This is a genomic window from Cupriavidus sp. 01T418 (genome assembly GCF_056398885.1).
In genome coordinates this window covers 91619-115807 of sequence record NZ_JBFTQG010000018.1, presented here as the reverse complement: position 1 = coordinate 115807, position 24189 = coordinate 91619, and the positions used below count along the sequence as shown (strand labels likewise).

Annotated in this window: 25 protein-coding genes and 3 pseudogenes; 9 read left to right on the top strand and 19 right to left on the bottom strand. The window is 65.6% G+C overall.

Annotated features, from left to right (window positions below; genetic code table 11):
• Positions 1-16 precede the first annotated feature (16 nt).
• The 3 genes from AC1DQ3_RS19075 (at position 17) to AC1DQ3_RS19065 (ending at position 2760) form a co-directional block, all read left to right on the top strand.
• On the top strand, positions 17-901 hold the full coding sequence (locus tag AC1DQ3_RS19075) for an IclR family transcriptional regulator (protein WP_477121713.1): 885 nt from the start codon (positions 17-19) through the stop codon (positions 899-901).
• Between the two features lie 63 nt (positions 902-964).
• The gene (locus AC1DQ3_RS19070; protein WP_477121712.1) at positions 965-1585 is read left to right on the top strand and encodes a DsbA family protein; all 621 of its coding nucleotides are present in this window, start codon (positions 965-967) and stop codon (positions 1583-1585) included.
• Positions 1586-1728: 143 nt separating this feature from the next.
• Positions 1729-2760 carry an isocitrate/isopropylmalate dehydrogenase family protein gene (locus tag AC1DQ3_RS19065; protein ID WP_477121711.1) on the top strand — a complete coding sequence of 344 codons (1032 nt, stop codon included), beginning with the start codon at positions 1729-1731 and terminating at the stop codon, positions 2758-2760.
• Positions 2761-2829: 69 nt separating this feature from the next.
• Here AC1DQ3_RS19065 and AC1DQ3_RS19060 read toward each other — a convergent pair whose 3' ends face one another.
• A complete protein-coding gene (locus tag AC1DQ3_RS19060; protein ID WP_477121710.1) occupies positions 2830-3465 on the bottom strand; it encodes a 3-oxoacid CoA-transferase subunit B in 636 nt (211 codons plus the stop codon).
• Entirely contained in the window at positions 3462-4151 is a 690-nt protein-coding gene (locus AC1DQ3_RS19055) for a CoA transferase subunit A (protein WP_477121727.1), read from the bottom strand. Before AC1DQ3_RS19055 ends, AC1DQ3_RS19060 begins: the two co-directional genes overlap by 4 nt.
• 140 nt (positions 4152-4291) lie before the next feature.
• On the opposite strand from AC1DQ3_RS19055, the gene AC1DQ3_RS19050 reads away from it, so the two are divergent.
• Complete coding sequence (locus AC1DQ3_RS19050) at positions 4292-5206, top strand: LysR family transcriptional regulator (RefSeq protein ID WP_477121709.1); 915 nt, start codon at positions 4292-4294, stop codon at positions 5204-5206.
• Between the two features lie 97 nt (positions 5207-5303).
• Here the strand turns inward: AC1DQ3_RS19050 and AC1DQ3_RS19045 are convergent, their stop codons facing one another.
• The 4 genes from AC1DQ3_RS19045 to AC1DQ3_RS19030 all read right to left on the bottom strand — a co-directional run bounded on the left by AC1DQ3_RS19045 (position 5304) and on the right by AC1DQ3_RS19030 (position 9639).
• Entirely contained in the window at positions 5304-7637 is a 2334-nt protein-coding gene (locus AC1DQ3_RS19045; RefSeq protein ID WP_477121708.1) for a xanthine dehydrogenase family protein molybdopterin-binding subunit, read from the bottom strand.
• The gene (locus tag AC1DQ3_RS19040) at positions 7634-8137 is read right to left on the bottom strand and encodes a (2Fe-2S)-binding protein (RefSeq protein WP_477121707.1); all 504 of its coding nucleotides are present in this window, start codon (positions 8135-8137) and stop codon (positions 7634-7636) included. Before AC1DQ3_RS19040 ends, AC1DQ3_RS19045 begins: the two co-directional genes overlap by 4 nt.
• A gap of 430 nt (positions 8138-8567) precedes the next feature.
• Positions 8568-8912 (bottom strand): hypothetical protein, encoded by a 345-nt coding sequence (locus tag AC1DQ3_RS19035; RefSeq protein WP_477121706.1) that lies wholly within the window; start codon positions 8910-8912, stop codon positions 8568-8570.
• A gap of 196 nt (positions 8913-9108) precedes the next feature.
• Entirely contained in the window at positions 9109-9639 is a 531-nt protein-coding gene (locus AC1DQ3_RS19030) for an isochorismatase family protein (RefSeq protein WP_477121705.1), read from the bottom strand.
• Positions 9640-9821: 182 nt separating this feature from the next.
• Here AC1DQ3_RS19030 and AC1DQ3_RS19025 point away from each other — a divergent pair, with 182 nt between their 5' ends.
• Positions 9822-10217: a hypothetical protein gene (locus AC1DQ3_RS19025; RefSeq protein WP_477121704.1), complete on the top strand. Its 396-nt coding sequence runs from the start codon at positions 9822-9824 to the stop codon at positions 10215-10217.
• Between the two features lie 68 nt (positions 10218-10285).
• Here the strand turns inward: AC1DQ3_RS19025 and AC1DQ3_RS19020 are convergent, their stop codons facing one another.
• The 5 genes and pseudogenes from AC1DQ3_RS19020 to AC1DQ3_RS19000 all read right to left on the bottom strand — a co-directional run.
• Positions 10286-10657 carry a hypothetical protein gene (locus tag AC1DQ3_RS19020; RefSeq protein WP_477121703.1) on the bottom strand — a complete coding sequence of 124 codons (372 nt, stop codon included), beginning with the start codon at positions 10655-10657 and terminating at the stop codon, positions 10286-10288.
• Positions 10658-10782: 125 nt separating this feature from the next.
• Positions 10783-11199, bottom strand: a complete 417-nt coding sequence (locus AC1DQ3_RS19015; protein ID WP_477121702.1) for a cupin domain-containing protein — start codon at positions 11197-11199, stop codon at positions 10783-10785.
• A gap of 34 nt (positions 11200-11233) precedes the next feature.
• Positions 11234-11608 carry a c-type cytochrome gene (locus AC1DQ3_RS19010; RefSeq protein WP_477121726.1) on the bottom strand — a complete coding sequence of 125 codons (375 nt, stop codon included), beginning with the start codon at positions 11606-11608 and terminating at the stop codon, positions 11234-11236.
• 14 nt (positions 11609-11622) lie between these two features.
• Positions 11623-11793 (bottom strand): annotated as a pseudogene (locus AC1DQ3_RS19005) (FKBP-type peptidyl-prolyl cis-trans isomerase); the annotation flags it as partial.
• Positions 11794-11866: 73 nt separating this feature from the next.
• A pseudogene (locus AC1DQ3_RS19000) lies at positions 11867-12055 on the bottom strand (transposase); the annotation flags it as partial.
• Positions 12056-12073: 18 nt separating this feature from the next.
• Here AC1DQ3_RS19000 and AC1DQ3_RS18995 point away from each other — a divergent pair.
• The 3 genes and pseudogenes from AC1DQ3_RS18995 to AC1DQ3_RS18985 form a co-directional block, all read left to right on the top strand.
• Positions 12074-12151, top strand: a pseudogene (locus AC1DQ3_RS18995) (helix-turn-helix domain-containing protein); the annotation flags it as partial.
• A 57-nt stretch (positions 12152-12208) separates the two neighbouring features.
• A protein-coding gene (locus tag AC1DQ3_RS18990) for an IS3 family transposase (RefSeq protein ID WP_477121701.1) occupies positions 12209-13425 on the top strand; the annotation gives its coding sequence in 2 pieces (ribosomal slippage) (positions 12209-12458 and positions 12458-13425; 1218 coding nt in all).
• A gap of 7 nt (positions 13426-13432) precedes the next feature.
• A complete protein-coding gene (locus tag AC1DQ3_RS18985; protein ID WP_477121700.1) occupies positions 13433-14614 on the top strand; it encodes an RNA-guided endonuclease InsQ/TnpB family protein in 1182 nt (393 codons plus the stop codon).
• 13 nt (positions 14615-14627) lie between these two features.
• Here the strand turns inward: AC1DQ3_RS18985 and AC1DQ3_RS18980 are convergent, their stop codons facing one another.
• The 5 genes from AC1DQ3_RS18980 to AC1DQ3_RS18960 form a co-directional block, all read right to left on the bottom strand.
• A complete protein-coding gene (locus AC1DQ3_RS18980; protein ID WP_477121699.1) occupies positions 14628-14819 on the bottom strand; it encodes an FKBP-type peptidyl-prolyl cis-trans isomerase in 192 nt (63 codons plus the stop codon).
• Positions 14820-14993: 174 nt separating this feature from the next.
• Complete coding sequence (locus AC1DQ3_RS18975) at positions 14994-16094, bottom strand: CaiB/BaiF CoA transferase family protein (RefSeq protein WP_477121698.1); 1101 nt, start codon at positions 16092-16094, stop codon at positions 14994-14996.
• Positions 16095-16125: 31 nt separating this feature from the next.
• Complete coding sequence (locus AC1DQ3_RS18970) at positions 16126-17109, bottom strand: tripartite tricarboxylate transporter substrate binding protein (protein WP_477121697.1); 984 nt, start codon at positions 17107-17109, stop codon at positions 16126-16128.
• 64 nt (positions 17110-17173) lie between these two features.
• Positions 17174-18355 carry an acyl-CoA dehydrogenase family protein gene (locus AC1DQ3_RS18965; protein WP_477121696.1) on the bottom strand — a complete coding sequence of 394 codons (1182 nt, stop codon included), beginning with the start codon at positions 18353-18355 and terminating at the stop codon, positions 17174-17176.
• 11 nt (positions 18356-18366) lie between these two features.
• Positions 18367-19923 (bottom strand): AMP-binding protein, encoded by a 1557-nt coding sequence (locus AC1DQ3_RS18960; RefSeq protein ID WP_477121695.1) that lies wholly within the window; start codon positions 19921-19923, stop codon positions 18367-18369.
• A 100-nt stretch (positions 19924-20023) separates the two neighbouring features.
• Between AC1DQ3_RS18960 and AC1DQ3_RS18955 the strand changes: the two genes are divergently transcribed.
• Positions 20024-21022 carry a LysR family transcriptional regulator gene (locus AC1DQ3_RS18955; RefSeq protein ID WP_477121694.1) on the top strand — a complete coding sequence of 333 codons (999 nt, stop codon included), beginning with the start codon at positions 20024-20026 and terminating at the stop codon, positions 21020-21022.
• Here the strand turns inward: AC1DQ3_RS18955 and AC1DQ3_RS18950 are convergent.
• The 3 genes from AC1DQ3_RS18950 to AC1DQ3_RS18940 all read right to left on the bottom strand — a co-directional run bounded on the left by AC1DQ3_RS18950 (position 20958) and on the right by AC1DQ3_RS18940 (position 24137).
• The gene (locus AC1DQ3_RS18950; protein ID WP_477121693.1) at positions 20958-21629 is read right to left on the bottom strand and encodes a hypothetical protein; all 672 of its coding nucleotides are present in this window, start codon (positions 21627-21629) and stop codon (positions 20958-20960) included. The genes AC1DQ3_RS18955 and AC1DQ3_RS18950 overlap by 65 nt on opposite strands.
• Before the next feature lie 14 nt (positions 21630-21643).
• Positions 21644-23038 (bottom strand): selenium-binding protein SBP56-related protein, encoded by a 1395-nt coding sequence (locus AC1DQ3_RS18945; protein WP_477121692.1) that lies wholly within the window; start codon positions 23036-23038, stop codon positions 21644-21646.
• 166 nt (positions 23039-23204) lie between these two features.
• Positions 23205-24137, bottom strand: coding sequence for a LysR family transcriptional regulator (locus AC1DQ3_RS18940; protein WP_477121691.1), 933 nt, complete (start codon positions 24135-24137; stop codon positions 23205-23207).
• Positions 24138-24189: the final 52 nt, after the last annotated feature.

Genomic DNA, 24189 nt, shown 5'->3' with positions numbered 1-24189 from the left:
GAACTGGATATACGCGATGGCTAGGAACAAGGAAGGCACGCTTGCGGACACGGCGCCGCCCGGCATGGAAAGCGTCGAAAGCGCACAAGCAGAGTTAGAGGTCGAGGCGGAGGCAGAAGCAGACGCGCAGGGCAACGTCGACCGCCATTTCGTGACCGCGCTGGCGCGGGGGCTGGAGGTATTGAGTTGCTTCCGCAGCGGCGACAGCTTTCTCGCCAACCACGAGATTGCCGAGCGCTGCGGCCTGCCGAAGTCGACCATCACCCGGCTGACGCATACCCTGACCAGGCTCGGGTATCTGCATGTCGTGCCCGATAGCGGCAAGTACCGGCTCGGCACGGCGACGGCCGCGCTGGGAAGCTCGATGCTGGCAAACCTGGATGTGCGGCAAGTGGCGCGGCCTTTCATGCTGGCCCTGGCGGCCGAGACCGACGCGGTAGTGGCCCTGGCGACAAGGGACAGGCTGTCCATGCTCTATCTCGAATGCTGCCGCGGCACGGGGATCGTGACGCTGAGCCTGGATGTGGGCTCGCGCATTGCGCTGGGCACCACGGCGATCGGCCGGGCGCATCTGGCCGGCCTGCCGCCGGCCGAGCGGGCCGCGCTGATGGAGCGGATACGGGAACTGGACGAGGCGCGCTGGCCGGCGGTAAAGCGCGGGATTGACCAGGCGGTCGAGGAGTACGCAGCGACCGGGTGTGCCTCTTCGCTGGGGGAGTGGGTAAAGGACGTGCATGGCGTTGCCATGCCATTCAGTCCGGGCAGGGGGCTGCCGATGATGGCACTCAGCGTGGCGGGCGCGGCGCAGGAGCTTCCTGCCGGGCGGCTGCTTGGCGAGATCCGCGACAAGCTTGTCGGCACGGTCCACAAGATCGAGCAGAGCCTGGGGCAGAGATATTAGGAATCAGCAGGCCGGAGCGGGCTCGCTGGTTTGTTTAACGGACAGAAGCAACAAGGAAACACTATGACCAACTCTAGGAACGTAAAAGTCCAGTTTCTTTTCGACTTTGGAAGCCCGAATTCCTACCTGAGCCACAAAGTCATCCCCCGGATCGAAGCCCGCCAGGGTGTGCAATTCGAGTACGTGCCGGTGCTGCTGGGCGGCCTGTTCAAGCTGACGGGGAATTGTTCCCCGGCGGAGGCCTTCGCCGGCATCAAGAACAAGCCGGAGTACGGCAAGCTGGAAATGCGGCGCTTCATGGAAAAGCACGGCTTGGCATACGAACACAATCCGTTCTGGCCCATCAACACTTTGCAGATCATGCGTGGCGCCGTCGCCGCGCAGAAGAACGGGACCTTCGCGCGGTACGTGGACGCCGTTTTCGCGCATATGTGGGAGCAGGGCCTGAAGATGGACGACCCGCTGGTGATCGCAGCGGCGCTCGACGCCGCGGGCCTGGATGGCGCCGGCTTCAAGGCGCGCATCGCTGACCCGGAAGTCAAGCAAACGCTGGTGGCGAATACCGAGCAAGCCTTCGCGCGGGGCGCCTTCGGTTCGCCGACGTTCTTCGTCGGGGAGGAAATGTACTTCGGCAAGGATCAGTTGCGTGACGTGGAGGAAGAGATTCAGCGCGTCATGAAGTGACCAAAGTGACCGGGGCGGGGACTCACGCTGGAGGCCCCATGCGGCGCTGCACGGCTGTCATGGGCGTAATCTATGCTTGTGAGCGAAAGCCCGCGCCCGCACTCCCGCCGGCGCGCCGCCCAATCCGTTGAAAGGACGAGCGTATGGAACACCGAGCTGCCAGTCAGATCCCCGCCACCCTGATCCCCGGCGACGGCATCGGGCCGGAAGTGGTGGATGCCACCCTCAAGGTGCTGGACGCGCTTGGCGCGCCGTTTTCCTGGGACGTGCAGCAGGCCGGCATGGCGGGCATCGCCCAAGGCGGCGATCCGCTGCCGGAGGCCACCCTCGACAGCATCCGCCGCACCGGTCTGTCGCTGAAAGGCCCGCTGACCACGCCGGTGGGCGGCGGCTTCCGCTCCGTCAACGTGCGGCTGCGCGAAGCCTTCAATCTCTATGCCAATGTGCGGCCCGCCCGCACCCTGGTGCCGGGGCGCTTCGAGAACATTGACCTGGTGCTGGTGCGCGAGAACGTGGGCGGCTTCTACGTGGCCCACGACTACTACATTCCCGTGGGCGACGATCCGCATGCCGTGGCGGTATCCACCGGCACCAATACGCGCGACGCCTGCCGGCGCATCGCCCGCTTCGCCTTCGAGTACGCGGTCAGGAACCAGCGCAAGAAGATCACCGTGGTGCACAAGGCCAATATCCTCAAGGCGCTGACCGGCATCTTCCTGGAAGCCGCGCACGAGGTGGCGAAGGACTATGCGGGCCGCGTGGAGATGGACGACCGCATCGTCGATGCCTGCGCCATGCAGCTCGTGCTAAACCCCTGGCAGTTCGACATGCTGCTCTGTACCAACCTGTTCGGCGATATCCTGTCCGACCAGATTGCCGGCCTGGTGGGCGGCCTGGGCATGGCGCCGGGTGCCAATATCGGCGATTCGGCCGCGATCTTCGAGGCCGTGCACGGCTCGGCGCCGGACATCGCCGGCAAGGGCATTGCCAATCCGATCTCGCTGATGCTCGCTGCCGGGCTGATGCTCGAACACGTGGGCCGGCAGGACCTGGCGGCGCGGCTGCGCACGGGGATCGACCTGGCGCTCAATCAGGACCATGTCAGGACCGGCGACCTGAAGGGCTCGGCGTCCACGCTGCAGTTTGCCGAGGCCGTCGAGAAACGCCTGGGCTGAGGAGTCGGCGGGCTGCCCGGCCTCGTGCTGCCGGGTACCGCCGCGGTGGAACCGATGCTGGAGGCGAAGTCAGGGCAGCAGGCGCGCCTCGGTCACCGCTTGCAGCTCGCCCGGCGTGATGCCGTCGGCCATGGCTTCCACCCGCAAGCCGTCGGGCGTCACGCACATCACCGCCAGGTCGGTGTAGATGCGGCGGACCACGCCGCGCGCCGTCAGCGGCAACGTGCAACGCCGCAACAGGCGCGGGCGGCCGTCACGGGTGGTGTGTTCCATCAGCACCCAGACCTCGCGGGCGCCAAAAGCGAGTTCCATCGCGCCGCCCACCGCGGGCGGCGTGTCGGGGTCGCCCCGGCTCCAGTTGGCCAGATCGCCGTTTTCCGCCACTTCATAGGCGCCCAGGATGGCCAGGTCCAGATGGCCGCCGCGCATCATGGCAAAGCTCAGCGCCGAATCGAAGATCGCCGCGCCGGGGCGCAGCGTCACCGGCTGCTTGCTGGCGTTGATCAGGTCCGGGTGCTCCTGCCCCAGCGGCGGGCGCGGCCCGAGATGCAGGATGCCGTTCTCGCTATGCAGGAAGACCTCCCGCTCCTGCGGGATCATGTCGCCGACCAGCGTTGGCAGGCCGATGCCCAGGTTGACATAGGAGCCTGCCCGGATGTCCTGCGCCGCGCGTCGCGCGATCTGCTCCCTGTTCCATCGCATCATGGCTGGCTCCCGGCTGGTTGGCAGGTTTCGGTGGTGACCAGCCGGTGGACAAAGATGCCGGGCGTCACGATATGTTCGGGGTGCATGGCGCCGGCCTCGACCATCGTATCCACCTCGGCCACTACCACGCGCGCGGCGGTTGCCATGATGGGATTGAAATTGCGGCCGGACAGGTGATAGTCCAGGTTGCCCAGGCGATCCGCATTGCGTGCGCGGATCAGCGCGAAATCGGCACGCAGCGGCAGTTCGAGCACGTGCTGCACACCGTCGATTTCTCGCGTGTCCTTGCCCTCGGCGAGGATGGTCCCGGCGGTAATGGGGCAGTAGAAGCCACCCAGTCCGGCACCGGCGCAGCGGATGCGTTCCACCAGCGTGCCTTGCGCCACCAGCTCCAGCTCGACTTCGCCGCGCCGGTAGGCATCGCGAAAGGCCGTGGCCCCGGCCGTCAGCGGATACGAGCAGACCAGCTTGCGCACGCGCCCGGCTTCGATCAGGCTCGCCACGCCCTCGCCGTCATAGCCGGCGTTGTTGGAGATCACCGTGAGATCCCTGGCGCCCTGCGCCAGCACCGCGGCGACCAGGCCGCCGGGCAGGCCGGCGCTGCCGAAGCCGCCTACCATCACGATGGCGCCGTCGCGCAGGCCGGCGATGGCTTCGCCGCAGCTTGCCACCCGCTTGTTGACCAATTCCATGCCCGACCCTCTCCCGATGCGCGCAGCGCCGCCGCCGCCAATTTTCGTATCATGCGCTGTCTTGTTTAATAGGTTCAAGTATCAAGAGCTTAAATCTTGATAAGCTGTACTTATCTCCAAGGCTGGCCATCCCAATGAACCTGGAACTCCGACACTACCGATACTTCGCGGCGCTGGCCGAGGAACTGCACTTTGGCCGCGCGGCGGAGCGCCTGGGTATTTCGCAACCGGCGCTGAGCCAGCAGTTCAGATGGATCGAACAGGAGGCCGGCGCTGCGCTGCTGTCGCGCAGCAAGCGCCAGCTTGCGCTGACGGAGGTCGGCGCGGTCTTTTACGACGAAGCGCTGGGCATCCTCCGCCAGGTACAGCACGCCGAGCTGGCCACGGCCAGCGCGAGCCGGGGCGATCTCGGCAGCGCCTCCATCGGCTACGTGGCCTCCGCAGCGCTTTCGGGTTTGCTGCCCAGGCTGATTTATCATTTTCGCCGGGATCATCCGGCGGTGCGGCTCGCCATGCGCGAGATGGACATGCCCGCGCAGCTGGATGCGGTTGCGCGCGGTGCGCTCGATATCGGCTTTATCCGGCCCCCGCTGCAAGCCTTGCCCGAAGGGATCGCCCTGTTCGATATCGCGTCGGAAGCGGTCGTGGTGGCGTTGCACGCCACGCATGCGCTGGCCGGCCGTGCGCGCATCGACGTGGCCATGCTGCGCGACGAGACTTTTATCTGCACGCATACGGAGCACGGCACCGGCTTCTATGCCATCACCCTCGCCATCTGCGGCAACGCCGGCTTCCAGCCGCGCGTGGAGGCCTTGTCGAGCCAGATGGCCACCATCATCAGCATGGTGGCGGCCGGCTTCGGCGTGGCGTTGATTCCGGCGTCGATGCGCGCGTTCGCGCCGCCGGACGTGATATTCAGGCCGCTGGCGCGCAATGAGGTGATGTCGCAACTGGCAGTGATACACCGGAATAACGAGCGCGCGCCCACGGTGCTGCGGCTGATCGAGCGGTGCCGGGCGGGAAGGGGGAAGGATCGGCAGCCGAAGTGAACGGCCGGGCGGCGGGGAGCCGCCCGCGACCAAGCACGAAGCGCGGAGAGCGAAGAGCGAAGAGCAATGCCCCTCGGCGCTCATGCATCAGGCCCGGTCAGGCCTTCTTCAACTGCTCCCGGATCGGCAGCGCGCGAATCCGCTTGCCGGTAGCCGCGAAGATCGCATTGCACAGCGCAGGTGCGATGGCCGGCACTGCCGGCTCGCCGACGCCGCCCAACGGCGCGTCGAACTTGCCGGGCACGAGGTGCACGTGGATCTGGCGCGGCGCCGACGTTGCGCGCATCACCTCGTACTGGTGGAAGTTGTCCTGCTGGGCGCGCCCGTCCTTGAAGGTGATCTCACCCGTGGTGGCCAGGCTGATGCCCATGATGCAGGCGCCTTCCACCTGCGAGCGGATGCGGTCCGGGTTGACCTGCGCGCCGCAGTCCACCGCCATGTCGATGCGCGGGATGCGGATGCTGCCATCGTCGCCCACCGCCACTTCGATCACCGCCGCCACATAGGTCACGAAGCTGTAGCAGACCGCCAGTCCAAGCCCGCGGCCCTTCGGCAGCTTCCTGCCCCAGCCGGCCTCGCGCGTAGCCAGCTCGATCACGCCGCGCAGGCGGCCGGTGTCAAGCGGATACTGCTGCGGTGATTCGCCGTAGTTCCAGGAGTCGGCCAAGCTGGCCGGGTCGATGCGGCGGTCCGGGCCCAGCAGCGCGAGCAGGTAGTCGCGCTGGTCGCGCCCGGCAGCCGCGGCCAGCTCGGCCGCGAACGACTGGACCGCAAAGGCGTGGGGGATATTGGACACCGAGCGGAACCAGCCGATGCGGGTGTGCGCTTCCACCTCCGGGTTTTCCACGCGTACGTTGGGGATGTCGAACGGCATATTCACCGCGGACATGCCCAGCTCGAAGGCGGCTTCGTTGTTCGCGCCAGCCACGAAGATCGACGTGATGGTGGAGGCCGCCGTGCGGTGCAGCCACGCTTGCGCCCTGCCATCGGGCGACAGCATCGCTTCCATATGCTCCACGGACACGGTATGGAAATAGTCGTTATGCAGGTCATCGTCGCGCGTCCAGGTCACCTTGACCGGCTTGCCGTCCATGGCCTTGGACAGCAGCGCGGCCTCGGCGGCGAAGTCCGGCTTGGACTTGCGGCCAAAGCCGCCGCCCAGCAGCGTCACGTGCACCGTCACGTCCTCGGGCTTCAGGCCAAGATGCCCGGCCACCGTTTCACGCGTGGCCTGGGGCGCCTGTACCGATGTCCAGACCTCGCACTTGCCACCGGCGATGCGCGCGGTGGCAACCGGCGGCTCCATCGTGGCGTGCGCGAGATGCGGCAGGTAATACTGCGCGGTGACCCGCTTGCCGGGACCGGCCAGCGCGGCCATGGCGTCGCCCTGGTTCCTTGCCACCTTGCCGGGCTGGCTCGCGGCTTTCTCCATGGTGGCCCGGAACGCGCCGGACTCGTAGCTGGCGTTGGGACCATCGTCCCAGCGCAGCTTCAGCGCCTCGCGGCCCTTGATGGCCGACCAGGTATTGGTGGCAATCACCGCCACGCCCCCCAGCGGGTGGAACATGGCGGGCGCGGGGCTGCCAGCCAGCTCGACCACCTTGATCACGCCGGGCACCTTCAACGCCTGCGTGGAATCGACGCCGGCAAGCTTGCCGCCAAACACCGGCGGGCGCGCGATCACCGCGTACAGCATGCCGTCCAGCCGCACGTCGATGCCGTATTGCGCGCGGCCGGTGACGATATTGTGGCCATCGATATTGCGCGTGCTGTCCTTGCCGATATAGCGGAACTGCGAGGGATCCTTCAGCTTGAGGCTGGCGGGCGCCGGCACCGGCAGGCGCGCGGCGTCCTTCGCCAGCGCCCCGTAGCCGAGGCGCTTGCCGCTCGGCACGTGGACCACGGCATGGTTGTGGGCCTGTACCTCGCTCACCGGCACGCTCCAGCGCGCGGCGGCGGCGGCTTCCAGCATCATCCGCGCGCTGGCGCCGACGCGCCGCATGGGATCGAAGAAATGCCGCACGCTGCGCGAGCCGTCGGTGTTCTGGTTGCCGTAGCGGATCTCGTCGCCGGGAGCCTGCACCACCAGCACCTGCGCCCAGTCGGCTTCGAGTTCATCGGCGACAACCATCGGCAGGCTGGTGCGCACGCCCTGTCCCATCTCGGAGCGGTGGCAGACGATGCTTACCTTGCCGTGTTCATCGATGGAGACAAAGACCAGCGGGCTGTCCACGGCGCCGCCGGGCATGCCGTCGCGGCCGTATTTCCCGGGCTCCCCGGCGGCCAGCACAATGCCGTCCAGGCCGACCGTCAGCGTCAGTCCGGCAAGGGCGCCCATGCTCTGGAGCCAGCGGCGGCGCCCGGCGGATGGCGGATTGCCGGCGTTGTCCGGTTGCGCCCGGGGCGTGGTGAGACCGTGTCGCGCGCTCATTTGGCACTCCTCTTGCCAGTCGAAGGCGCAGCCGGCTTCCCGGCCACATTCGATTTGGCCACGTGCTGGATGGCAGCGCGTATGCGCGTATAGGTGCCGCAGCGGCAGATGTTGCCGCTCATGGCGCCGTCGATGTCTTCCTCGGTCGGATGCGGGTTTGCATGCAGCAGCGCCGTGGCCGACATCAACTGCCCCGCCTGGCAGTAGCCGCACTGCGGCACGCCGAATTCCTCCCAGGCCGCCTGCAAGGCTTGCCCGGTCTTGTCGGCGGACAAGCCTTCGATGGTGGTGATCTTCTTGCCGGCGACCGCCGAGATCGGCGTCACGCAGGAGCGGATCGGCTGTCCATCCATATGCATGGTGCAGGCGCCGCACAGCGCCATGCCGCAGCCGAACTTGGTGCCGGTCAGGCCGATGTGATCGCGCACGGCCCACAGCAAGGGGGCATCGTCGGGCAGGTCGATCCTTTGCGGCTTACCGTTGATCGTGATTGTTCTCATGTTTCTGTGGGATGGTCCAACGGGGAAAGGGGCTGGCGGACGAGCCAGGTGCCAGCGCGGTGCTGCGCTGCCGCTTGTGCGGGAAGCCGGGTAGCGGTCCGTGCGATGCTGGGGCTGGGCCGCTGGCCGGGCATCATGCTGCCGCGGCAGCGTTGCGCAAGGCGCATTGTGATCCCGGTGGCCGGTTCACGGAATGGCGGCTTCGGGATTTCATAATTCCAGAAAATGGAATCATGGTGATTGCGGATGAGAGGGCGCGGAGGGAAGCCGAGGCTCGCGAGAATCGCTGACGTGCTGGCGCGCAGGTGTGAGGCGGGGAGGGGGAGGGACGGGGAGGGACGCCAGGCGCTGTTCGTGCGCGGTGGCATCGCGATGCCGCGGCACCGTGTTCAGACGGCGTCGCGGCGGGATGCCAACCGCGGGTACTGCATCAGGCGTTGGCGCCTTCGGTGAACACGTCGACCTTGCCGGTACGTGCGCCATCGGTGTAGCTGTCGAAGCTGCGAGCCGGCGAGGCCGACACACCCGACCGATCCAGGCCGGCGATACGGGCGCCTTCCGTGAAGGTATCGAGCTTGCCGCTGCGGGTGCCTTCCGTGAAGGTATCCAGCTTGCCGCTGCGCGCGCCGTCGGTGAAGGCGTCGTAGGTGCGGAATTCATAACCGTACTTGTCACCCGGGAGCAGATCCTTGGCGGAGGCGGCGTGGGCGGCGCCGATGGCGGCGAACGACAGCACGAGGGTGGAAGCGAGCTTGAGGGCGAAGGTCTTGGTCATGATGTTCTCCAGTTTCATAAAATTCGTTGAATTTCGTTGATTGTTCGCTGCATCTGCCAGAACGTTGCTTTGTTTGCATTGCGCCGTCCATGTAACGAACTATAGGGGAGGCATCGAGACCCAAGGCGGGATGAATCCGGTTATATTATTCAGTTTTTTTGAATATGGATCGGGGCGACACGGCCCCTGCCAGGCGCTACTTCACAAAACCAAGTACCTCACGGAATCGTTCATGCCGGCTTGTGCGCAGCCACTCAAACGCAACCATCTCGACCGTGGCCGCGGTTGCCCCGCCGCTGCGCATCCTGTCCACCGCCGCCCCCCGGCTGGCGGCTTTCCGCGAGCCGATGGCATCCAGCACGACGGTCACGTTAAAACCGTTGCCAAGTAGTCCGGCGACGGTCTGGAGCACGCAGACGTGGGCTTCGCAGCCGGCTACCACCACGTTCTTCCGGGCATCGGGAAGCAAGTCGAGCAAACCGTCCCGGCAGCCATCGAAGTCATCCTTGGCCAGGGTTTGATCGCACAGGCGCTTGATCTCCTCGATATTCCCGCCCAGGCTTCCGGGGCTTTGTTCGGTGCCGATCACGGGCACCCCAAGTACGCGCGCGATGTTGGCGAGTCGCACGGCTTCTTTGACGACGCGATCGCCTTCGTGTATCGCCGGCATCAGGCGTGCCTGGAAATCCACCAGCACCAGAACAGACTCGGCGGCATTGTGCAGCATGCTCATTTTCCTCAGTGCGTTGCGATACCGATCGATTCCCGCAGGCGATTCGCGGCGGGAGCCACTGCGGTCTCAAGCCGCATGGCTCAGCCGTGGCGCCGGGCATGCACGTAACCGTACGCGAAGCGGCATCCAAATGCACCTGATGTAACATGTCTTCCCAATCTGACAAAGGAGGGGGGATGTCCAAGGGTCTGGTGTTGCTGGCTGCCGCGATGACGGCGCAATTGCTTTTGCTTTCAGGCTGTATGGGTGGTGGCGTCAGCACGAACGTTATCGAGGCGTCGGAGCCGAAGCGCGTGCATTCCAATGCCAGCGTCAGCGACCTGGTGTTGTGCCTGAAAGGCCGGCTGGGGGACGACGCCAGCGTGATCGCGTATGCGGAGCCGGGAAGAGTCGATATCCGCGTCGGGCGCGCCCAGGATTCCGATTACCGGTACTTTCACCTGATCAGTTTGCGTCGTGCGCAGGAAGGTTCGGATGTCGAGATCCGGAGTTCGGGAGAATGGCATCCCTGGTTGAGCACGAGCCGGATAAGCGGCATGGTGGAAGACTGCGTACCGGGAAAGGCGCGTTGAACTGAATCGCGGCTCCGCGATTCGCTGGCGATCAGGGCCGTAGCCACGGCCTTGATCGCCGGCCGTGGCTACGGCATCGTGCGCAAGAGGTGTTCCTGCAGTTGCGACAGTTCAAGCGCAATGCCGCCGGGAAAACCCTGGCGCCCGCCGCGCGTGTCGATCAGCAAGTCGCCCAGGTAGGCCGAAAGGGCGGCCGGGTTGCCTCCGAGTGCGGCCAACTGGTTGCCGATGCGCGGATAGGCGCGGCACACTTCCAGCGGTCGTGCCTCCGGGGGCAGCGAAGCCAGCCATTTGAGCGCGGCAACCGAGAGGGACTGCGCATCCGGCGAGTCGGGGGTGCGCATGCCGGCCCAGTCGGGCTCGCCTTGCGCGAGGGCTGTGCCATCCAGGATCTGCTTTGCTTCCTCGATGGTGACAAATTCGAATGAGAGGGGTTCCATGCCGGTTCCGGATCAGGTCTGCGTACACGCCATACGGCGTCGGCGGGTATTTTAGCGCACGTTCGCTGGCGAGCCGGCCCGGCTGCCTGTATCCGGCCTGACAAGCTCAGCTTGTACCCGCAGCGCTATTCTTCGCCGGACGGATCGTACGGTATTACCTGCTCTTGTTCGTCCGGCTGGTTGCGCGCGACGATCGCTCTCGCGGGTATCGATGCACTCAGGTTGAATGGCTGATGTGGCACGCCGGGAGGGATGAACAGGAAGTCGCCTGCTTCGGTGATGACCGACTGTCGCAGTCCGGGTCCGTAGCGCGTCTCGACACGCCCCTCCAGCACGTAGATGGCAGTCTCATGGCCGCGGTGCACGTGTGGTTCGGCGTGTCCGCCCGGCGGGACGACGACGAGGTACATCGATAAGCCCTTCGCGCCGGCGGTGATGGCGGAAATGCCCACGAAGTAAGGCAGGCGCTGGCCGGTGGCAATTTCCCGATCCGGGCGCACCGACACAAGGGTCGCGTCGGTAGCATGTGCATTGTCTTGCATCTGCGCTCCTTCTGAAATCCAGGCAGTCCCCAACCTACGGTGACTGGTAAGTATGCAGGTAAGCCAGCAAGTCCTCGATCTGCTGCTCATTGCCGAGGCCCGAAAAACGCATCCTGGTTCCCGGCACGACCTTGCCCGGCGATGCGATAAACGCTTTCAGTGTCTTCTCAGACCACACAATGCCCGATTTCTTCATGGCCGCAGAGTATGCGTAGTCATTGGTTCCCCCGGCGGGCCGGCCATAGATGGCATTGAGCTGGGGGCCAAACGCACCGCGTGCCGATGGTCCGATGCGGTGGCAGGACGCGCATCGTGTGGCGAATAGCGCTCTGCCGGCCGTTACGTCGCCGGCAGCATGCGCCGATGCATGGACGGCCAGGGCCAGTGTCAATAGTGCGGCTCTTTTCATGGGGTCCACCACGATCAATCGTCCCTGGTCAACACTTCCAGCAACTCGATCTCGACGACCAGGTTCGAGTTCGGCTTGATGTGAGCCCCGACCTGTCTTTCGCCATAAGCGAGATGGGCCGGCACATGGAGCTTGCGCTTGCCGCCCACTTTCATGCCAATCAGGCCGATATCCCAGCCTTTGATCGGTTTGCGCGGCAAACCTCGCCGTTCAGGGCGAGGAAGGATAGCGCGGACGGCGTAGCCGTTCTTTGAGCCCTTAGTGCGGCGTTCGCTGCTGCTCGATGCACTGGCGGATCACGATGATCGGTGCGCCGCCGCAGCTTCCGGCGAAGTAGCTCGGCGACCAAAGCGCACCGCCCCACAGCTTACGCCGGATGTTCGGATCGTTCTTTGTGCGGATCATCCGGCTCGAAACGCCCTTCAGGCTGTTCACCAATGCCGAGACCAAATTATAATTTGCTCTATGGAACGACTCCAAGCCTTTAAATTCGAACTCATGCCGAACGGCGAGCAGACGCGCGACATGCGTCGCTTCGCCGGATTGGAGGTGACCCGCTTTTTCGGACAGCACCTATCTTGAGAAACAGGAGGTGCCACCATGCCGAAAACGCGCCCACCTTACACCGCTGTCTTCCGGCAGCAAATGATCGACCTGGTCCATGCGGGTCGACGCCCTGAAGAACTGGCCAAGGAGTTCGAACCGACGGCGCAGACGATCTATAACTGGGTCGCTCAGGCTGAGCGTGACGCCGGTACGCGTCAGGACGGCCTGACTACCGTCGAACGCCTGGAGCTCACGCGCTTACGCCGCGAGAACCGCCAGCTCAAAATGGAGAAAGAGATACTGGCAAAAGCCGCGGCCTGGTTTGCCCGGGAGACCGGCTCGCTGCCAGACAAGGGTTCGAGTTCATGAAGGCAAACCAGGCCCAATATCCACTTTGCACCATGGCGCGGCTGCTCAAGGTCTCGCGCAGCGGCTTCCATGCGTGGAACGAACGGGGGCCGAGCGCCCATGCGGTGTGCGATAAATTGTTGACAGCACAAATCCGCACGATTCACACCCAATCCCACGGCACCTACGGAATGCCGCGGGTCCATGCGTGCCTACTGCGCCAGGGCATTCATGTCGGACGCAAACGCGTGGCACGTCTGATGCGGGAGGCAGGCCTGCGTGGCGTTTGCCGGCCACGCTTCATTTGCACCACCCACCGCGACCTGCGGGCGAGGCCTGCGCCCGATCTGGTGCAGCGACACTTCTGTGCCGATGCACCCAATCAGCTGTGGGTGGCCGATGCTACCTTCGTGCCTACTGCCAGCGGCTTTTACTACCTGGCGGTGGTGCTCGACGTGTACAGCCGGCGTATCGTGGGCTGGGCCATGGACAGTCATTTACGCACCGCGCTGATGGTGCAGGCCCTGGATATGGCCTTGGCACAGCGCCGTCCGGACGCGGTAATTCATCATTCGGACCAAGGCTGCCAATACACGTCTGTGGCGTTTGGCCAGCGCTGTCGCGACGCCCGTGTCCAACCTTCGATGGGATCGGTGGGCGACGCGTACGACAACGCCATGTGCGAAAGCTTCTTCGCCACGCTCGAATGCGAGCTGCTGATGCGCACCCACTTCGTCACACACGATGAGGCGCGGCGTGCCCTGTTCACCTGGATCGAGGGCTGGTACAACCCGCGCCGTCTTCACAGCGCCTTGGGCTACCGATCCCCGGCTGAGTTTGAAAGGTTGACCGCCCATGACAAAGATCTGACGCCACACCAGGATTACACCGCCCCATCACAAGGAGACAACAGATCGATCTAACATTCAAATGCAGAACTGTCCGATGAGGCGGGGTAACCCCAGATCGTGCCGGTTCGTATTTAATCAGGCTCTGGCATTGCAAAAAGCCAACCACGAGACGGGCGGCAAATTCATCGGCTATGTGGCGATGGCGAAGCAGCTGACGGCTTGGCGAAATAGCGCAGAGACGGCGTGGCTGAAAGGTGCGCCGGTTCACCCCTTGCAGCATGCGCTGAAGGATTTGGAGAAGGCTTACAAGAATTTCTTCGCCGGGCAAGCTGACTTCCCGCGCTTCAAGAAGAAGGGGCAGCGCGATAGCTTCCGCTACCCAGATCCCAAACAGATCAGACTCGATCAGGCCAACTGCCGCATATTCCTGCCCAAGCTGGGCTGGCTGCGCTACCGAAACAGCCGGGATGCGCTTGGTGAGCTGCGCAACGTCACGGTATCGCTGCGCGCTGGCAAGTGGTTCGTTAGTATCCAGACCCGGCGAGAAGTCGCTGTGCCGGTTCCGAGCGGTCCTGCTGTCGGCATCGACATGGGAATCGCTCGCTTCGCCACCCTGAGCGACGGCACGTTTGTCGCGCCGCTCGCGGCCTTCAAAAAGCACGAGCAGCGGCTTTCGCAGTATCAGCGCCGCATGGCCCGCAAGCAGAAAGGTAGCTCGAACTGGAAGAGGGCGAAGTCCCGCGTGCAGCGTATCCACGCGCGCATCGCGAATGCCCGCAACGACTTCCTGCACAAAGCCTCCACTACGATCAGCAAAAACCACGCAATGATCGCTGTCGAGGACTTACAGGTGCGCAACATGAGCAAATCGGCGAGCGGCACCGCCGATGCGCCGGGGCGCAACGTCCGCGCAAAAAGCGGCCTCAACAAGGCCATTCTGGATCAGGGATGGTTCGAATTCCGTCGCCAGCTTGCGTACAAGACGGATTGGCGTGGCGGCTTCTTCGTCGCCGTTCCAGCGCAGAACACGAGCCGCACCTGCCCGTGCTGCGGCCATATCTCTGCCGATAATCGCCGTACGCAAGCGCTGTTCGCCTGCGTACGCTGTGCCCATACGGCCAACGCCGATCACGTCGGTGCGATCAATGTTTTAGAGCGCGGACAGCGCTTGTTAGCCTGTGGAGAGCCGGTGCAGTCGGGCCGCTCAATGAAGCAGGAACCCGCCGAAGCAGTCCAAGCCATCGCGGCTTGGGTGCAGTAGGAGTCCTCGTCCATTAGGGTGGGGAGGATGTCAAGACGCGCCCGGTCCCGATGACGCACTGGAAGGGCTTGCCGCGATCATGGGAGGAGTCGAACCTGGTGCCGTCCTCCAGGTAGCCGGTGTACTGGGTGGTGATCAAGGCGCCCTTGACCACCGCTTTGCCGTCGCCGGGTTGAATGTCTTCAATCTGTAGTTCGCTGCTCATTAGTTGCTCTCGTACATTGCCTGAGGAGGAAGAGTTTACAGGGATTACGGCGAGCGGCCACGGCGCCGCGCTATCGTTGGCAGTCCGCAGGCCTTCCGCGCGGCCGGCGGCAGGAGGAGACGATGGCACCCTCCGTATGGCGGGCGCAGCCATGAACCCATCCGGCTTACGACCTTACGACTCTCCATGCTCGCCTAAACCCGGAACGTGATCGTCGCTCCGCGGCAAGCCAAGGGAGAACTTGACGGGAAAGCCGAGCGCTATGGTTTGCTCCCCAGGCACCTCGCGGATCATGTCCCGCGCCTTCACATGCGGGTCGGCAAACAACTCCTGCGCGCTCAGCGAAGGGGAGAACGGAAGATCCAGTGCTGCGAAGGCATCAGCCCACTCCGCCAGGGTGCGCGTCAGGAAGATGCCGGCGAGCAACCCGTTCACCTCCGGCTTGTGCTGCTGGCGGCCGGCCCGCGCAGTGAAACGGGCATCGAGAAGCGCGGGAAACGCCTTGCCAAGCGCATCGCACAGGTTCAGCCAGAACTTGTTCTCGAGAATGCCCATGGCGAGGTATCTGCCATCGCTCGTTTCGAAGATGTCGTTGTCCGGCATCACGGTCGGCGATTCGTGCGGGCGATCTTCGTACCCGCGCGCGGCCCAAGCGCCATGGGCGGTCCAGGACAGGATGGCGTCATGGATCGACACATCGAGATGCTGGCCACGGCCGTTCTGGCGCGCGCTCATGATGGCCACGGCCAGCGAGAGCGCCGCGTAGCCGGAGGCCGCGTAGTCGGAGACGCGGGCACGCGGCCGGGAGACCTTGTCCTCCACCTGCACTGGCACGGCCCAGTAGCCTGCCAGCGCGAGATAGTTCAGATCGTGGCCAGCGTGGTCGGCATAGGGTCCGGTTTGACCGAAGCCGGAGATGGAGCACAGCACGATGGCCGGGTTCACCTCCGCGAGCGTGACATAGCCCAGACCGAGGCGCTGCATCACGCCGGGCCGGAACCCTTCGACAACGGCGTCCGCATCCCGCACCAGGCCAAGAAATGCGGTACGTCCTTGCGGGGATTTCAGGTCGAGCGCGATGGAGCGCTTGCCACGGTTGAACTGGGCGAACACCGCGGGGCCGAGCTGGCGGGAGGTGTCCCCCGTACCCGGCTGCTCCACCTTGACGACGTCCGCGCCGAGTTGCAGCAGCAGGGTGGTCGCATGGGGGCCAGGCAGCAACTGGCTGAGATCGATGATCTTGACGTCTTTGAGGCAGGACCACGCTGGTTTCATGATGCGTCCCGGATGGGTTGGATACAGCGATTCAGCTGACGTCGCCGTTCATGCCGATGGAGCGGATCAGCGTGCCGTAGCGGGCGCTGTCGGCGGCTACCGCGGCGTTGAACTGGGCCGGGGAGGCGCTGCGGCGCAACTCGCCCGCGTTGGCCTTGATCTGGGCGTCGAGGCGCCCGCCGGCCTGCAGCCCGGTGACGGCGGCAAAGAGCCGCTGGGTGAGCTCGGAGGGAAAGCGCGCGGGGGCAAACAGGCCGGTCCAGTTATCGAGGACGAAGCCGGGCGGCATGGCCTCGGCAAACGTCGGTACGTCCGGGAAATAGACGGAGCGCGCGGCCGACGACACCGCCAGCGCCCGGACCTGGCCGTTGCGCAGGTATTGCGTGGCCGTGCTCAGCACGGGCATGCCGAACTGGGTCTGGCCGCTCAGCATCGAGGTGATGATCTCGGTTGCGCCCTTGTATGGGATATGGACGGCGTCGGTGCCGGTCTGGTGCAGCAACGCTTCGACGGCCAGATGCGCGATGCTGCCTTTGCCGCCCGAGCCGTAGTTGAGCTTGCCGGGGGCGCGTTTCATTGCCGCGATGAGGTCGGCCGCGGTTTTGTACGGTGCATCCACGGGGACGACAAGCGCGGTCGGCCCGCCGGAGATCGCCGCGATGGACGTGAAATCGTGCGCGGGATCGTAGGGCATGTTGCGATACATATGCACGTTGATGACATGCGTATTCGCGAGAATGCCGAGGGTATAGCCGTCCGCCGCGGCGCGCTTCAGGGCGCTCGCGCCGATGATGCCGCCGGCGCCCGGCATGTTCTCGACAACCAGCGGCTGGCCCAGCTGCCGGCCTAGCTCGGCCGACAGGGTCCGCGCCAGATTGTCCGGGGCGCTGCCCGCCAGGAATGGGACGATCAGGCGGATGGGGCGATTGGGATAGGTCGCGGCGGCGCGCGCCGGGGCCAGCATGCTGCTCAAGGCAGCCGCGCTTGCCGTGGCAAGCCAGGTTCGGCGGTTCATCGGGATGTCTCCTGTTTGTCGAGCCGCGCAGCCTGGCGGCGCGGTCTGCTAAAGGCGCAGCGGTTCAAGCCTTCGCCTGCATGGGTTCGAGAATGGCCCGGGCGATGGTATTGCGTTGGATCTCGCTGGTGCCGGTGAAGATCCGGAACATGCGCAGCTTGCGGAACGCCTGCTCTACCGGGTGGCCTCGGGTGACGCCGACATTGCCGTGGATCTGTACCGCCTTGTCGGCCACTTCGAAGCAGCGCTCCGAGATAAAGAGCTTGCACGCCGCGGCCTTCATGCGCAGGTCAGCACCGCTATCGGCCAGCGCGGCGGTCTGCGCGATCATGCACTCGCAGGCCCACAGCGCCGCGGCCATGTCCGCGAGCATGTGCTGGATGGCCTGGAAGCGTGCAATGGGGCCGCCGAACTGGCGCCGCTTGCCCGCGTACTCCAGCGAGGCTCGATAGGCCGTAGTGGCCAGCCCGAGCATGGTGGGGCAGTGCAGCAGCCGGTTGACGTTGATGCGCGACATGCCGAGCTTGAAGCCGTTGCCTTCTCCGCCAAAGATATTGGCGCGCGGCACCCGCACATTGGTGAACTCGACATCCGCATCGATATGCTGGCCCGACATCGGCACATACTCGGTACTGACCTTGACGCCCGGCAGGTCCAGGTCGATCAGCACCGCAGTGATGGCCGGCGGCGAGGCGGCTGCGTCGGTCACGCACATGACGATGGCGAAATCGGCAAACGGCGCGCCGCTGATGTAGTGCTTGCGGCCATTGACGACCAGATCGTCGCCGTCCACCACGGCCGTGGTCGAGATGCTTTGGGCATCCGAGCCGGAATGCGGCTCGGTGAGGGCAAAGCAGGTCGACTTCTCGCCCTGGATCACCGGCTGGAAATAGCGCGCAAGCTGCTCGGGGGTCGCGTACTTGAGCATATTGCCCACGCGCGGCGGCCCGCCCAGGTCGCCCAGCACGTGCGGCGCCAGCACGGCGCCGCTGCCGGCGAGGTCCGCTTTCAGCGCGCATTGCTCGGCGATATTCAGGCCCTTGCCGCCGAGTTCGACAGGCAGGCAGGCGGCATAGAGTCCCAGTTCGCTGGAGCGGCGCCAGACGCCGCGCAGCACGTCCCTGGGCCAGGCGTCTTCCGAGCCGAGGCCGAGCTCCCGCTCCAGCGGCAGCAGTTCCTCGTCGATATAGCGGCGGATCGCGGCGCGGGTCTCGATGAGCACGGGGTTGGTCAGATCTTCGAACATGGTGCTTTTCCTTAATTCACGCGGCGGGATACACCCTGCCAATAGGGCTCGCGCACCAGTTTGCGGGCGAGTTTCCCGCTGGCGTTCTTGGGCAGGTCGGCAACGAAATCGACCGATCGCGGCGACTTGTAGTCGGCGATCCGGGCGCGGCAATGCGCGATGAGGTCCTCGGCGCTGGCTTGCCGGCCGGGCCTGAGCGCGACCACCGCCTTGACGCTTTCGCCCCAGGTGTCGTCCGGCACGCTGATCACGCAGGCTTCCATCACATCGGGGTGCAGGTACAGGGTGGCTTCGACCTCGGTCGGATACACATTGAAGCCGCCGGAAATGATCATGTCCCTCTTGCGGTCGACCAGGTAGATATAGCCTTGCTCATCGACACGGGCCAGGTCGCCCGTGCGCAGCCAGCCATCGACAAGCGCCTCGCGCGTCAGCGCGGGCTCACCCCAGTAACCCTGAAACACATCCTCGCCGCGGATCACCAGTTCGCCGATGTCGTCGCCGCTCACTTCACGCCCCTGCTCGTCCACCACGCACACCTGCGTTTCCCCGAGGGCCCGGCCGCAGGACGCCAGCCGCTCTGGCCGGTGCGCCATGGCCTCGGCATGGTCGGCGGTGGACAGGCGGGTCACGCCGGAGGTGGACTCGCTCGCCCCATAGCCTTGCGACAGGATGGGGCCGATGCGCTCCCACGCCTCGCGGATACGGGCCGGTGCCATCGGCGCGGCGCCGTAGGCCAGCGTTTTGAGGCTGCTCAGGTCCGCGCTGGCCAGGGCGGGTTCCGCCAGCAGCATATTGATCATGGCCGGCACCATGAACACATGGGTGATGCGCAGCCTGGCCACCTCCGCCAGGAAATGCGCGGGCTCGAACTTGTCGAACAGGACCAGGGTCGCGCCGGTGTACAGATAGGGCTGCATCAGCATGCCGGAGGCATGGGTGACCGGCCCGATCAACGCCAGGCGATCACCGGGCCGGGCGGGCTTGTCCATGTTGAGCAGCATCTTGCGCAGCGCTGCCAGGCGGTTGCCGTAGCTCTGCATGGCCGCCTTGATCTTGCCGGTGGAGCCCGATGAGAAATGCAGTACCGCGAGGTCGCCGGGGAGCGGGGCGGCGGCATCGACGGGCGCATCGCTCGCGCTTGCCAGCAAGGTCTCGTAGTCGGCATAACCTGCCGCAGCTTTGCCGATGGCAATGAAGGTCTCCACCGACGCGAAGCCGGCGGTTGCCGGGGAATAGCCGGTATAGCCCGGACCCGAGATCATGACGCGGGGCGTGCAGTTCTGCGCGACATCCGAGGCTTCCGCCGCAGTGAAGCGCGGATTCAGCGCGGCCTTGACGAGGCCGGCCTTGTACAGGGCACACTCGATCTCGACCAGTTCCGTACGATTGCGGGACTGAATCGCCACGCGGTCGCCTTTGGCCAGGCCGAGGCCCAGCAGCGCGTTGGCCAGGCGGTTCGAGCGCTCGTCCAGCTGGCGGTAGGTCAGCACCTGGTCCTGATAGAGAACCGCGGCGTGATCCCCCCAGTAGCGCGCGGCGCGGCGCAGGAAGAAAGCGAAACCCATTTGATGTCTCCGTGGTGGTTCTTTGCCGTAGTCTGTAAGATGCGTGACATCACCACAATGCTGCACTGGCTATAAAGGCATAACTAACGGGAATGTTGCGATGGAGACAAGGGATCTGGAATACGTGCTGGCCGTGGCTGCCCACGGCGGCATAGGCCGCGCCGCGGAGTCGCTGGGCATCAGCCAGCCGGCCCTGACCAAGGCGGTGCAGCGGGTGGAAGGGCAGATCGGCCTGCCCTTGTTCGAGCGCTCGGTCCATGGGATGACCCCAACGCAAGCCGGCGCGCAGTTTATCGAACGAGCCCGGCGAATCCGGCTGGAGTATGAGGATGCGCTCAAGGAGATGCAGGGCATCCGGACCGGTGAGCAGGGCGTCTTGCGCCTGGGCTATTCGCCCTCCATACCCAACGCGCTTGTCATGGGCGCCTGCCGCCAGCTCCTGAAAGAGCGGCCGGTCGCCAGGCTTCGCCTGCGCAGGCGGATGGCGCGGGAACTGATCGATCTTCTGCTGGCTGGCGAACTGGACCTTGCGGTCGCGCCGAGGCAAAAGCAGCGCGCGAGCGAGTTCGCGGTGGAGGAATTGTTCGACGACCGTCTTGTCGTCGTGGCGGATGAATCGCACCCACTGCAGCGCCGGCGCAAGGTCAGCCTGGCGGATCTGGTGGGACAGGAATGGTTGCTGCCCGCGCACCATATCGTCCTGCGGCAGCAAGTCGACGCGGCCTTTCGCAGGCAGGGGCTGGCAGAGCCGAATTTGCGGGTCGAAACGGACTTTGGCAGCGCCTCGCTGTTCCACCTGGTGCGGGGCACGCAGATGCTCAGCGTGTCGGGCGGCGATGCACAGAGCATGCAGATGGGCCTGCGTGCGCTGAACCTGGGGTTGGAAGAACTGGATCTGCGCCGGCGCGTGGGTGTGATCTCGCGGGCCGGGGCTTACCTTTCGCCGCTCGCGCAGCGGATGACGGCGTTGCTGCGCGAACAAAGCGGTCCCGGGATCAAGCCCTGGACAGCCAGTCTTGGCGCAAACGCCCTGCCTACCCCAACAGCAACACCGCGCCGCAGCCCGTCAGCGCCACCGTCCAGATCCGGTCGAGGTTGATCCACCCCGTGCGCAGGAAGGCCACGCCGATGTGGTCATACACCAGCAGCGCTACGGTGCCGATGGCAAGCAGCATGGCCAGCGTGTGCACTCCCAGCGCCAGCAGCGCCGGCATCAGCAGGCCGCTGGCGCCCGGCCCGCCGGCCACCGCACTGCACAGCGGCAGCAGCGCCGGCACCAGCATCAATCCCGCACCGTGCGTGCCCGCCATCAGGAATGACCACAGCGCCAGCCCGGCCATGCCGGCCTGCATGCCCACGCGCGGATGCTGGCGGTGGCCGCGCACGGCGTGCCAGGCGGCCCATCCGATCAGCACCGCGCCGCCGGCGCGTGCCAGCCATTGGGGGTCCAGCAGGCTGCCGAGCGCGAGCGTGGCGGCCAGTACCAGGGCCACCGCCAGGGCGTGGCCGAGTGCAATCGGCAGCAGTGCCAGCAGCACTACCTTGCGCCGGCCGCGATGCAGCCCGAGCGCCACCGCGAATAGCCATCCCATCGCTGGATTGATGCCGTGGAACAGGCCCAGCGCGGCGATGGCCAGCCACGGCCACCAGAGCGGCCACAGCGTGTCGATGTGCGTGCCCAGCGGCACGCCGGAGGTGACAGGCATGGCAGGCGGGGCCGCTACGGGTAGCAGTACGAATCCGACGAGCAGTCGCCGCCTTGCAGCCTGACCTGGTGCGGACGATGGCCAGCCGGCCAGCGCAGGAAGAAGCGCGGGTCGAAGGCCATGCCGCCTTCGGGGGCGGCGTCCAGCTTGACCATCCAGCCGTCGATCCCCTCCGGGTAGAACTGCGCGTCGACCGCGCCGTAGAGCGAGTTGGTGAAGTAGACGCGCCGCCCGTCGCGGCTGACTTCCACCATTTGCGGGCCGCCGTTGAGCGCGGCGCCGCCGGCCGCGGGATGCGTGGCGCGCGAGACGATGCCGCCAATGCGCACGCGGCCGGTCTGCTTCGGTGCGAACGGGTCTGAGACGTCGTACTGCAGGAAGTCGCCCGTGCCCCAACACGAGATATAAAGGAAGCGGTCGTCCATCGACAGGTCGATATCGCTGACCAGCGGCGGCACCGCCTTGAAGCCCTTGAGGATGGGCGGCAGCAGGTCCGGGTCCGCCGGCTCGGCGGGGATGTCGATCACCTTGCGCACCGCCCACTTGTCGCCGTCCCGATACCAGGTCCAGATCGACGACGACAAGTCCTTCAGGCTGATCACGCAATTGACGAAGCCGTACGCCTTGGTGGGATCGTGCGCGGGGCGCAGCTCGAACACCAGTTGATGCTCTTCGCCGAAGTCGATCTCCTGCAGATGCTTGCGCTTGGTGAGATCCCAGAAATGCAGGCGGCGCCCATAGCGCGAGCCGAGCAGGATCTCGGGCACCAGGCCGTCCTCGACCATGTCGGGCGTGCCCCATTCGCTCGTCACCATCGTGTCGTAGCCAAGGTGCCACCAGCCGTCGTAGGCAAGATGCTGCGGGCCGCGCTCCACCTCCCACTGCCCGAGCGGCTCGAAGCTTTGCTGGTCGAGCAGCATGATGCCGCCCGGCCCTTTGCCCTCGGCATTGCCCAGCGCCGTCACGTAGATGCCGGCGGGGCCGCAATGCACGGTATGCGGGCGCGTGTAGCCGGTGCACTCGGCCAGCACGGCCGGCTCGATGATCTTGGCCATGGCCGGGCGCCGCGGATCGGGCTGGGTGTCGATGATATGGATGCGCGACGAGCGCAAGCCCGGCACCACCAGGTAGCGCCGCTCCATATGCGGGTGCGGGGCGTTCGGGCAGAGACAGGACGAGCAGGCGTTCCAGCCGAAGTGATGCAGCTCGTCGCCCGTATTCGGCATGGCCAGCTGCCCGACGATGGTGGCGTAGGTCCTGGATGCGGGGTCGACGTCGACCACCGCGATGCCATCGGGCTGGGTGCGCGTGGGATCGAACATCGCCACATAGGCGAGTGCCTCGGGCGGCGCCTTTGCAGCGAGGCGGGGCGATGGGTAGAAGCTGGGGTCGGGCTTCCAGGTTGCCATGATGCGCCTCCACATTGTTAGCCGTGCATCTTGCCGGATACCACTGGCTTTGAACTATAGGACACGTGGCAGTGCGCGTCGGGAAGACCCCAGGCCCCAAGCCATCGGCGCTTGCGGGAACGCCAGGAACGGCTGGAAGCCCTGCTGCCGGGCTGGTTTCCCGGCGCTACTCCCCAATCGGCGTCATGGCTACCTGCCACTGCGGCGGGCTGCCGACGCTGGCGCTCAGATGCTCGCAAAAAGCGCGCACCTTTGCGCTCGCCCGCGGCAGCGGGCGCAGCAGGTAGATGCCGGTATCCGCTTGCGGCGCCAGTCCGTCCAGGTTCAGCTCGACCAGCCGGCCTTCGCCGATATCCACGCCGATCGACCAGTCCGGCATCAGCGCGACGCCAAGTCCCTGAAGCACCGCAAGCCGCCGCGCGTCGCAGTCGTCGCATTCGAAGGCGAACAGCGCTTGCTGCGCCATCTCATTGCCCAGCAGCTCGCGCCAGCCTCGCATGCTGGTGCTGTGGCGGCGGTCGATCAGTCGGTGGCCGTCCAGTTCGCTGGCGTGGCGCGGCCGGCCGTGGCACGCCAGGTAGGCCGGCGAGGCGCAGATCACGTAGCGCTGGCTGGCCATGCGCTGGGCGATCAGGCTGCTGTCCGCCTGCTGTCCCACGCGGATCACCAGGTCGATCCGTTCCACCACCGGGTCGACCACGCGCTCGGTCAGGTCCAGTTCGATGGCCAGGCGCGGGTACTTCTCGTAAAAGGCCGCCAGGTGCGGCACCACGTGCCGCCGGCCGAAGGCGGGCAGGCAGCTTACGCGCAGCAAGCCGCTGACACCTTGTTCCAGCGAGGTGACCTCGCTGCGGGCGTCGGTCATGTCGTGCAGGATCTTGACCGCCCGCTCGAACAGCAGGTTGCCGGCGTCGGTCCTGACCAGCGCGCGGGTGGAGCGGGTAAACAGCGCCACCTGCAACTCGTTTTCCAGCGCATCGATCTGGCGGGCCACCGATGACGCTACCATGCCCTTGCGGCGCGCCACCGCGGAGAAGCTCCGCGCCTGTGCCACCTCGACAAAAATCGAAAGGTTCTCCGCAAATTTTGCCGATTCCATTTGTGCGTCCTGTGCAAAGGCATTTCGCGGCCGGACCCGATTGTCCCGGCAG